General features: G+C 68.1%; 9 protein-coding genes. 2 read left to right on the top strand and 7 right to left on the bottom strand.

Going from position 1 to position 9843, the window contains the following annotated elements; genetic code table 11:
- Positions 1-42: 42 nt before the first annotated feature.
- Positions 43-1917 (bottom strand): glycoside hydrolase family 68 protein, encoded by a 1875-nt coding sequence (locus RWR81_RS03325; protein WP_314454358.1) that lies wholly within the window; start codon positions 1915-1917, stop codon positions 43-45.
- A gap of 337 nt (positions 1918-2254) precedes the next feature.
- Here RWR81_RS03325 and RWR81_RS03320 point away from each other — a divergent pair, with 337 nt between their 5' ends.
- Positions 2255-3472 carry a choice-of-anchor L domain-containing protein gene (locus tag RWR81_RS03320; protein ID WP_314454356.1) on the top strand — a complete coding sequence of 406 codons (1218 nt, stop codon included), beginning with the start codon at positions 2255-2257 and terminating at the stop codon, positions 3470-3472.
- A gap of 128 nt (positions 3473-3600) precedes the next feature.
- Here the strand turns inward: RWR81_RS03320 and RWR81_RS03315 are convergent, their stop codons facing one another.
- Together RWR81_RS03315 and RWR81_RS03310 are read right to left on the bottom strand one after the other, a co-directional pair.
- Positions 3601-3825, bottom strand: coding sequence for a hypothetical protein (locus RWR81_RS03315; RefSeq protein ID WP_314454354.1), 225 nt, complete (start codon positions 3823-3825; stop codon positions 3601-3603).
- A 12-nt stretch (positions 3826-3837) separates the two neighbouring features.
- On the bottom strand, positions 3838-4134 hold the full coding sequence (locus tag RWR81_RS03310; RefSeq protein ID WP_314454351.1) for an acylphosphatase: 297 nt from the start codon (positions 4132-4134) through the stop codon (positions 3838-3840).
- Between the two features lie 46 nt (positions 4135-4180).
- Here RWR81_RS03310 and RWR81_RS03305 point away from each other — a divergent pair, with 46 nt between their 5' ends.
- The gene (locus tag RWR81_RS03305; protein ID WP_314454348.1) at positions 4181-5014 is read left to right on the top strand and encodes an exodeoxyribonuclease III; all 834 of its coding nucleotides are present in this window, start codon (positions 4181-4183) and stop codon (positions 5012-5014) included.
- 83 nt (positions 5015-5097) lie between these two features.
- Here RWR81_RS03305 and RWR81_RS03300 read toward each other — a convergent pair whose 3' ends face one another.
- From RWR81_RS03300 to galK, 4 genes are all read right to left on the bottom strand, one after another.
- Positions 5098-6513: an ABC transporter permease gene (locus tag RWR81_RS03300; RefSeq protein WP_314454345.1), complete on the bottom strand. Its 1416-nt coding sequence runs from the start codon at positions 6511-6513 to the stop codon at positions 5098-5100.
- Entirely contained in the window at positions 6510-7298 is a 789-nt protein-coding gene (locus RWR81_RS03295; RefSeq protein WP_314454341.1) for an ABC transporter ATP-binding protein, read from the bottom strand. The genes RWR81_RS03300 and RWR81_RS03295 overlap by 4 nt, the downstream gene beginning before the upstream one ends.
- Positions 7295-8359 carry a biotin/lipoyl-binding protein gene (locus tag RWR81_RS03290; protein ID WP_314454338.1) on the bottom strand — a complete coding sequence of 355 codons (1065 nt, stop codon included), beginning with the start codon at positions 8357-8359 and terminating at the stop codon, positions 7295-7297. The genes RWR81_RS03295 and RWR81_RS03290 overlap by 4 nt, the downstream gene beginning before the upstream one ends.
- A gap of 194 nt (positions 8360-8553) precedes the next feature.
- Positions 8554-9834 carry a galactokinase gene (gene galK, locus RWR81_RS03285; protein WP_314454336.1) on the bottom strand — a complete coding sequence of 427 codons (1281 nt, stop codon included), beginning with the start codon at positions 9832-9834 and terminating at the stop codon, positions 8554-8556.
- Positions 9835-9843: the final 9 nt, after the last annotated feature.

Genomic DNA, 9843 nt, shown 5'->3' with positions numbered 1-9843 from the left:
GCCCCGCCTCATGCTCGGGCGGTGGTGCCCTGACCGTGGCGCCTACTTCAGGCGCTGCGGACGGGTATCACCGCCGTTGGTCCGGGCCCGGTCCGCGGGAATGTCCGCGAACCCTCCCAACCCGTTGGTGCCGTAGGTGCGGTCCACCGAGGTGGTGTCCCCGGAGATGTTGATCTTCACCGTCGGGGCCAGCGAGCCCCCACGCACCGGGTTGCCATCCTTGTTGCCGCCGATGGAGTCGATGAAGGACTCCACCAGACCGCCGGGCATCACGTAGTGCGAGTAGGACTGGAAGGTGTACGGGCTCTGGTTGAAGTCCGGTGAGTAGGGCTTACCCGGGCTGAAGTTGAGGTTGATCGGGTTGCCCAGTGCGATACCCGTGCCCTGGTTGAGCGGCTTGTAGTCACTTCGCAGCCCGTCGCCCACGAACCCGTAGACGCCCTCGGGGCCCTGGAGCCCGTCGGCGTAGGTCTCCCGGTGCGAGATCGTGAACAGGTAGTACTTGCCGTCCTGGAAGTAGATCTGGGGCCGCTCGGTCTGATCGTTGACGCAGTTACCGCTCAATAGCGGCGGCAGGTACTCCCACTGGGTCATCGCCTTGTTCTTAGCCCGGGCCAGCCCCACGTTGGCCAGCTGGTAGTGGCCGCCGCGCTGGTTGACCGACTCGACCGTCTCCGCCTTGGGATCGCCCTTCTCATAGCCGAGATCCTCCTCGGTGCATGTGGCCAGGGCGGTGTTCTGACCGGCCTTGGCCGCCGCATCGACGTACTGCTGTTCACGCACGAACGCCGAGTTGCCCTCGAAGACCATGTACTCGTTGGGGTCGGAGGGGTTGTTCTGGTCACGGAAGGTGAAGGGGTCGCGGAAGTTCACACCCGGGTTCTGCTCGCGGGTCTGGTAGTACTTGCCGTCCGGGACGAGCAGCTGGTGCTGGGTGCGGAATCCGGTGAGCCACACGCCGTTCTCATCGGCGTGGATGCGTCCCTCGGACTGCACGATCCGCGGGTCGTAGGGTTTGGAGGAACCGTTGTCGTCCTGGCCGTAACCGCCGTCTCCGCTGCCGCCGGTGGTGGTGTTGTAGAAGGCCACCGAGGTGTAGAACATACGGATCTTGTTGTCCTCCATGAGGCGGGCCGAACCGGACCACTCGGTCTGGGCCGTGAAGCTCTGGTCCTCGAAGATCGAGCCGGAGGCGCCGTCGGGGAAGACGTGCCCGCCGTAGATCCAGCCGCCGTTGGAGCTGTTCGCGCCGTCGGCCGAGGAGGTCTGTGTGCCGGCCTTGCGATAGAAGAAGCCCAGGCGCGCGTGGGTGTGACGGTCGTCGAAGGTGTAACCGGCGTGCCGGTCGGCCACCAGGGAGAAGGCGATCTCCCAGCCGTTGTAGGAGATCTGGTGGGCGGCCTCATCGGTCAGCGTCCAGGTGTCCCACACCCACACGTCGTCGCTCGTGGTCGGGAAGCCGTTGGAGATCTCCGGCATCGTGTACTGCTCGGGCATCGAGCTGGCGCCCGACGGCGCGTTGGGGTCGGAGACCCGTTGAATCTGCATGGCGTCGGCGCGGGTCCACTTGGCGGTGTAGTTCTCCTCGACCCCGTGGGCCGCACCGGTGTGCTTGGTGGCGTTGGCCCAGCCGGGGTTGTCGGCCTTGAATCCGTTCGCGTCCTGCGCCGCAACGCCGGCAGCTGCCTGCTCGGCCTTCTGATCGCCCTGCGCCGCCTGACCCTGATCGGCCGGGGCCTGCCCGGCCCGCTGACCTGCCCCTGCCTCGGGAGCCGCCTCGGAAGAGGCACTGGGGGCGGGGGAGGGGGTCTCATCGGCGAGCGCGGTGGTTCCGGTCCCGGCCACCAGGAGTCCAAGTGCCAGCGCCGCTGCCAGTCGTCTGCGACGGGCGCGGAACGAAGTGTGTGTCACGGTCATTGTCCGTACTGTCCTTAACTCATGAGGGATGAGGGTGTCAGTGCGCCGTGAGCCGTTGTCATCAGGTCTCCCAGTCCCTACCTTAGGGGAACCTGAAGATTGCGGAACAGGCCTTTGGACCAACCGTCCAGTTTCGGGTGCTCCCACCGAAGACTCATTCCCCGCGCTTCCAGAGGATGTCGAGGTTCCTGGTCGCTCCGGTGATATACCCCACATGCCTCGATGTCAACTGGCCGGTTAGTATTACTTCTGTTCTCCGTGAGCTGTCCGGTCTCCCGAGCCTGTCGGTTCAGGTGGTCGTCCGACGTCGGGCGGCCCTGTATCTAACGGAGATCCTGTGAGTACCTTTCCCATCCGTCTGCGACGGTTCATCGCACCAACAACTGTTCTTCTGGCTGCACTCGCCCTCGGTGCGGCCCCCTCAGTGGCGGCCGCACCGACGCCGAATACGGCGGGGCAGTCCACCACCTCCCTGCGTGACTCCTCCACGGTGAGCCCCCAGTCCCTCGCCCAGATGGTCGCCGGGCCCAACGCAACCGTCACCAACGCGACCGTCTCCGGCAAGGACGTTCAGATCGGCTCCGTCAAGGGCCTGCCGGGTGACGGCAACGCCATCACCGAGGGGGTCGCTCTGACCACCGGTTCCCTCATCGACCCCGACCCCACCGCCGACTCCGACGTCGACTTCACCCGCTCCGCGGTCCTGGGGCCCAACGACGCCCTCGACACCACTGGAGACCTCGGCGCCGTCGAGGACCCTGCGGGCCTGGCGCAGATGGCCGGCATCGACGTCTACGATGAGGCCGTCCTGGAGTTCGACGTCACCGCCACCAGCTCCAACGTCGTCCTCTACTACAGCCTCGGCTCCGAGGAGTATGCCGGCGCTACCGAGGCGACCCCGGCGGCCTGGCAGTCCCGCGGCTACAAGGACCCGCTGAGCATCCAGGTCAACGGCACCGAGTGCGCCTACGTGCCCGGCTCCCAGACGGCCGTGAGTGCGGCCTCCGTCAACGAGTCCTCGAATGCCGACTACTACACCGCCAACGTCTCTGGCCACAAACCGGGCCAGATCCCGGTCGAGTTCAACGGCTACACCTCGGCCCTTCCCTGCCAGGCCGCGGTCACCCCGGGGCAGACGGTGCACATACGCGTTGCCATCGCCGACGCGCAGGACGGCCAGCTCGACTCCACCATCCTCCTGCGCACTCAGGGGCTGGGCTTCACCGACAAGCAGATCACCGATCCCTGCACCGCCAAGGCCGGCGCCTGCGACGTCCCCGGCACCGACAACGGGTCCGACGGCTCGAACAACGGCAACGGGTCCAACAACGGCAACGATAGCGGCTCGACTGCGCCCCCCGGCCAGGGGGCTCCGGGTACCACCAACCACAGTGCCGCCTCGCCCACCGCGGGAACCAGGAACACCGTGGCCGGCCTGCCACTGACCGGTACCCAGGCACTCGCCCTGGGCGCCATCGCCCTGCTGCTCCTGACCGGCGGAGGAGCGGCGCTCGTGCTGCGTCGTCGTCGCATGACCGGCTCCGAGGCCGGCTGAGGTCCTGAGACTGTTGTGAGACATCATGCGGGGGCGGATGAGGATAACTTCATCCGCCCCCTCATGTCATGTCTCAGGCCTGGCTCCGCAGACGGCGATGCTGTGAGACAGGTGGTGTCGGGACGATGTCAGTCCAGGTCCTGCCTGGAGGCGCGGCGCGCCGCGATCTCCTTGGCCAGCATGAAGCAACCGAGGATGCACAGCGGCATGGAGGCCAGCCACAGGACGATGGCAATGCGGTCGAGGGGCCGCGTCAGGGCCAGGACGGGCAAGAAGGCTCCCAGGACAGCGAGAGCCGCCCACCACGGGGCGCGGTTCCCGCTGCGGGACTGCGGGACGTTGTCGGCATTCACGGCTCGCTCCTCTCATCCAGAGATCTCGAACCGACGGCTCTCCAGGCAACCGGCGCGCAGATCAGTGACGGTCGTCGAGCGCACCGAGGCCCACCGTGGTCCACGTGCTAGCCACGATATCAGCCGGGCCACGGCGTCCGGCTCACCCTGGGCCATGACCTCGACGTCGCCGTCGGGCAGGTTGCGGACCTGTCCCACCACGCCCAGCTCCTGGGCGGTGTAGGCGCAGTGGTAGCGAAAACCCACCCCCTGGACCGTGCCCTGGACCAGGACGTGAACGGTTCTTACGCGCGTGCCGGCCTCGCTCATGGTCCTATCGTCTCAGGCTCAGGACCGACCGCGTAGTCTTGCCGCCATGCGTATCGCCACCGTCAACGTCAATGGCATCCGTGCCGCCGCCCGCAAAGGCATGGGGGAGTGGCTCACGGCCTCGGCCCCGGACATTCTTCTGCTCCAGGAGGTCCGCGCCGACGAGCAGATCGCGGCCGACCTCCTGCCCGGCTACGAGTCCGCCATCTGGCCCTGCCGCATCAAGGGGCGCGCCGGCGTGGGCGTCGCCGTACGTGCTGGAGGCCCCGCCACCCTCGGCGAGCTGCGCCATGGCGTGGCGGCGCCCGGAACCGAGGAGCCCGACGTCGACTCCGGCCGCTGGCTCGAAGCCGACCTGACCCTCACAGGGCTTGACGGCGTCGAGCGGCTCACCGTCATCTCCGCCTACCTCCACTCCGGACAGCTCGGCACCGAGAAGATGGACCAGAAGTACGCCCACCTCGAGCTCGTCGACGCCCGCATGGCCGACCTCCTGGCCGCTGCCCGCGACGGCGGACTCCAGGTCCTCATGGCCGGCGATCTCAACGTGGTGCGCTCCGAGCGCGACATCAAGAACTGGAAGCCCAACCACAACAAGATCGCCGGCGTCATGGACGAGGAGATCGCCCACCTGGAGGGCTGGTTCTCCTCCGGCTGGGTGGACGCCTCGCGTCACCTCGTGGGGGAGGCGGAGCAGGGGCCGTACACGTGGTGGTCCCAGCGCGGCAAGGCCTTCGACAACAACGCCGGCTGGAGGATCGACTACCAGGTCATCACCCCCGCCCTGGCCGAGCGGGCCCGCAGCGTCAGCGTGGACCGGGCGCCCGATTACGCCTCCCGCTGGTCCGACCACGCCCCGCTCGTCATTGAGTACAGATGAGTATCTCTGAGGACTGACGGGTATTGGAATGGGCGGGGGCCGGGGGCGTCTGAGCGCTCCCGGCCCCCGTAGGCCCTTTTGTGTCAGTAGCGGATCGCGTCGATCGGCCGGATGCGGGTGGCCACGATCGCCGGGATGATGCCCGCCAGGGCGCCGACGACGGTGGCCGCGGCGAGACCGATGACGGCGGCCACCATGGGGAAGGAGGACACCGTGGGGGCTTCAGGAAAGTTCATGAGGTCAGCCCACGGCAGGAAGCGCAATGCCGCGATGGCGAGCCCGATGCCGACGATGCCGGCGACCATCGTGGCCACCACTGACTCCAGCATGATGGAGAAGAAGATGCGCCGGCTCGTGGCCCCGAAGGAGCGTCGCACCCCGATCTCGTGGATGCGCTGGCGCACGGTCACCAACGAGATGTTGACCAGGCTCAGGGCGCCCAGGACCATGACGAGCGCGCCGGCCATGGTGGCCCCTGTGGTGAAGGAGTCCGCGCTGAAGGCTCCGCTGCTCGAGAGGTTGTCCGAGGCCTGGGTCGAGCCCTGGCCGAAGCGCGCGTCCAGGTCCTTCTTGGCCAGGTTCGCCAGCTCCTTGGCGCCGCTCTTGCCGGCCCAGACCTCCAGCGTGGGGGCGGGCCGGTCGGCGTCCTTGGGCAGCCACTGCTCGTAGGAGGTGTTGAGGGCGAATGCGTTGACTGGCTGCTTGCAGGGCAGGTCCTTGTCCTGCTCGGCGTCGCCGGTGCAGCCGAGGAGCTTCAGGTTCTCCGGCTTGAGCACCCCGACGATCGTGAAGGAGGTCTGCACGGGCGAGAAGGAGTTGATGGTGATCGGCCCGGTGAACTTCTCGATTCCCATCTCATCGAGGAAGCCCTGGGTGACGACCAGGCTCGGGGAGAGGTCGTCCTCGTCCTGCGCGGTGAACCAGCGCCCCTGGGCAACGGCCTTGTGATGCATGAGCCCGTAGCTCAGGCTCACGGTCTGGGTGGTGACGGACCGAGCCCCTTCGGGGAAGGAGAACCGGACGTTGGAGGTGTAGGTCGTCGCCCAGGAGGAGACCTCGTTGCGTTCGACGAAGCCGTTCATCGCCTCCGAGATCCTCGCGGAGGTGGCGGCGCTGGTGGTGGTGCTCGCACCACCGGCCGAGCCTCCGGAGGAGCCGGATCCCGCCGAGCCCCCACCGCTGCCTCCGCTATTGCCGGCACCGCCGCCGGGGGTGGCGCTCGCCTCGGCGTCGGGGGCGTCGTCGGCCTGGACGGCCTGGCTCAGACCCTTGCCGGTGGGGCTGACATTGATCGTGACCGTACCCGGTCGGCCGCCGTACTGCTCCATGGCCTTGTTCATGGTGTTGACGGTGATCTGCCCCACGGCGATGACGAAGGCCATGGTCGCCACCGCCGCAGCCACGCCCACCAGGGACAGCAGGATCCGGAGCTTGCCAATGCGCAGCTGGGCCCAGGCCTCGACGATGGCGCCGAAGAATCCGGTGAGAATGCTGTTCATGAGACTCCTTCATGAATGGCCGGGGCGGTCGGGAAGGGGGAGGTCGGAGGGACGACCACCTCGCCGAACTCCTCCAGGCTGCCGACCTGCCTGCGGGTGACGGAGATCGGGGTGAGAACGCCGTGATCGAGCCGGTACTGCGTGTGGGCGCGGCCGGCCACGGCCAGGTCGTGGGTGATGATGATGAGGGCGGCGCCGTTCTCGGCGCACTGGCGCTCCAGGAGCGTCATGACCGAGTTACCGGTGTCGACGTCGAGGGCGCCGGTGGGCTCATCGGCGAGGATGATGCTGGGGCGGCGGGCCAGGGCCCGGGCGATGGCCACTCTCTGCTGCTCACCGCCCGACAGGCGCCCGATGGGCGAGCCCACCCGATTTCCCAGACCCACGGCCTCGAGCAGCTCGACCGCCCGTGACCTGCGGGTCCAGAAGGCCTTGCCGGTGTCGTACAGGAGCGGGGCGGCCACGTTCTCGGTGGTGCTCAGTCCCGGGATGAGGTTGAAGGACTGGAAGACGAAGCCGAAGGTCCGACCCCGCAGATGGGCGCGGCGGCTCTCGCCGAGCCGGGAGGTGTCGGTGCCGACCAGTGTGTAGGAACCCGACGTCGGTTGGTCGATCAGCCCCAGGATGTTGAGCAGCGTCGACTTCCCCGTTCCCGAGCGCCCCACGATGGCCACGTGCTCGCCGGGGGAGACGCTCAGGTTGATGCCGGTGAGGATCTCCAGCGGCGGGGAGTCCGGAACGGTGAAGGTGCGAGTGATCTCCCGTAGCTCCAGCAGCCCGCTCACAGGATCTCCTTACCGTTGGAGTCGTAGCAGGCGGAGTTGTCCTGCTCGCAGGTGTCCGGTGTCCCGGTGCGTTGCGTGTCCTTGTTGGGCACGAACTGGAGGATCTTCTGATCCGCCTTGAGGCCGTCGGTGACCTGGATGTTCGTACCATCCGTGATTCCCAGCGTCACGGCGGTCTTGACCGCCTTGGAGGCGTCTCCGGAATCGGGTACCAGCCACACGAAGCCAGAGCCGATCTTGCCCTCCACGGCGGTGGCCGGTACCAGCAGGGTGTCGGAGGCACTGCCCGCGTCGACACTGATGGTGGTCGACATGCCGGCGAAGACCTTCTGGTCCGCGGGCACCGCGCAGCGTATCTCCACGCTGGTGCCGTCTGCGGAGGTGGTCGTCTGCCCCTCCCCACCGGCGGTTGTCGAGGCGGCGGTCTTGGTGCCGATCTTGAGGTTGCTGCACTGGAACGGGGACGGGCCGCCCTCCATCGTCAGAGTCGCAGTGGTGGGGGCGTTGGTGAGCCGGTACTGCTGGGCGGCGCTGACGGTGCCGGTGGCCGAGTAGGACGAGGGGGCGATCGTGGCCACGACCACGCCGACTCCGGTGTCCTGCTGCTTGATGACCTTGGGGGTCACGGTGCCGCTGACGGGCGCATAGATCGTGGACCAGGTGACCTTGTCCGCCACCGGGGTCTGGGTGACATTGCCCTGCTCATCGGTCCTGGTGATCGGGGACTGGGGCTCGGAGTGCTTGATGGAGAGCAGCGGTTCGCCGGCGCTGACCTGCTGATCCTTCTCCACGGCGACGGAGTCGACCACCCCGGCCAGGTCCGCCTGGACGTCGACCGAGGCGTCCTGGACGACGCGGCCCTTGATCTCGACCGTGTTGGCGATGGTGCCGGTGGTGACGGAGACCGTCTTGACGCTGGCGGAGTAGCCGGGGGTGATGTCCGCGGTGGCCTCGGTCTTCTGTGAGGGGAAGAAGGCGATCTTCACCAGGGCGGCGGCGACGATCACCGCGATCAAGACCTTGAGGGTGGGCCAGACGAAGCGCTTCACGGCGTCCTCCATGATGACAACGAGAATCGGAACCGGAGCGGAAGACACCGCATTCCCGGATAATGCACTCCGAGGCTACGGTGGCGACGTTCGGTCGAGCCTCATCCCTCAGGAGGATTACTGAGAGCCCTCTCCAACCGAAGTAGGAGAGGGCTGGGCCCCGGAAGGCGACTGAACGATTGAGTAAGGGGTGAGCGCAGCGCGACTCAGACGAGACGGCCGGCCGGCGCGGCCGGGACCGCGTTCAGGAAGGCCGGCGGGTTGAAGCCCTCGCGTGCGTAGGCCTCGGCGACAGCGACGGCCACGTCGTGGACGGCGTCGGCATTCACCAGGGCGATCGCCGAGCCGCCGAACCCGCCTCCGGTCATGCGCGCTCCGTGGGCGCCGGCGGCCCGAGCCGCCTCCACGGCCACGTCCAGCTCGGGGCAGGTGCACTCGTAGTCCACGCGCAGCGACTCGTGAGAGGCGTTCATGAGCTCTCCCGCCGTGGCGAGCTTCTCCCCGCACAGGGGGCGCCCGTCCTGCAGGAGCTCCACCAGTCGGCGGGTGCGGTCGATCTCGGAGACCACGTGGCGGGTGCGTTTGACCAGCTCGTCGGCCTCTGCGGGGTTCCCGCCGTCGGTCAGGCGCTCCAGGGCGGCGGGCAGGTCCTCGATTGCGATGTCCGCCAGGAGCTCGACGCCCAGGATCTGGGCTGCGCGCTCGCAGGCGGCTCGCCTGGCACCGTACTGACCGTCGTCCAGGGAGTGCTTGGCCTTGGTGTCGATGACCAGCAGGGCCAGGTCCTCGGCGGCCAGGTCGAAGGGCACGTGGTCCACCGAGCCGTCGCGGCAGTCCAGCTCCAGGGCGTGGCCCTCGCGGCAGCGCAGGGAGGCCGACTGGTCCATGCCGCCGGTGGGGGCTCCGGCCATCTCGTTCTCCGTGCGCACGCAGTTGGTCGCCAGGCGGGCGCGTCCGGCGTCGTTGGGCTCCTCAGGCGTGCCGGCCAGCCCGAGACCTGCGACCTCGTCGATGGCCACGGCCGCCGAGCACTCCAGGGCCGCGGAGGAGGACAGCCCGCCTCCCAGGGGCACGCAGGAGACGAGGGCGGCGTCGAAACCGGGCAGGTTCTCGAACCCGTCGCGCTCCAGCGCCCAGGCGACACCGGCGATGTAAGCGGCCCAGTGCGCCACTTCGCCGGGGGTCCCCTTGGGACCGATCGTGTCGAGGTCCATGACATCGACCTTCTCCCGGGTCTGGGGGGAGACCAGGCGCACAATGCGGTCGTCACGGCGTCGCAGCGCCAAGTGCGCCCGGTGGGGCAGGGCGATGGGGAGGGCCAGGCCGCCGTTGTAGTCGGTGTGCTCGCCGATGATGTTGACTCTCCCGGGTGCGTACCACACGCCGTCGGGTTCGGCCTCGAAGGTCTCGCGGAACAGGGTGGTGGCGGCCTCGGCGCCCCCCTGGGGGCTCATGGCGGGAGCGAAGACGGGAGCATCGTTGGTCATCGTGGTCTC

The organism is uncultured Actinomyces sp., from assembly GCF_963526355.1.
Taxonomy (GTDB): domain Bacteria; phylum Actinomycetota; class Actinomycetes; order Actinomycetales; family Actinomycetaceae; genus Actinomyces.
The sequence above is the reverse complement of the archived record's forward strand: the minus strand, read 5'-3'. Positions and strand labels throughout refer to the sequence as shown.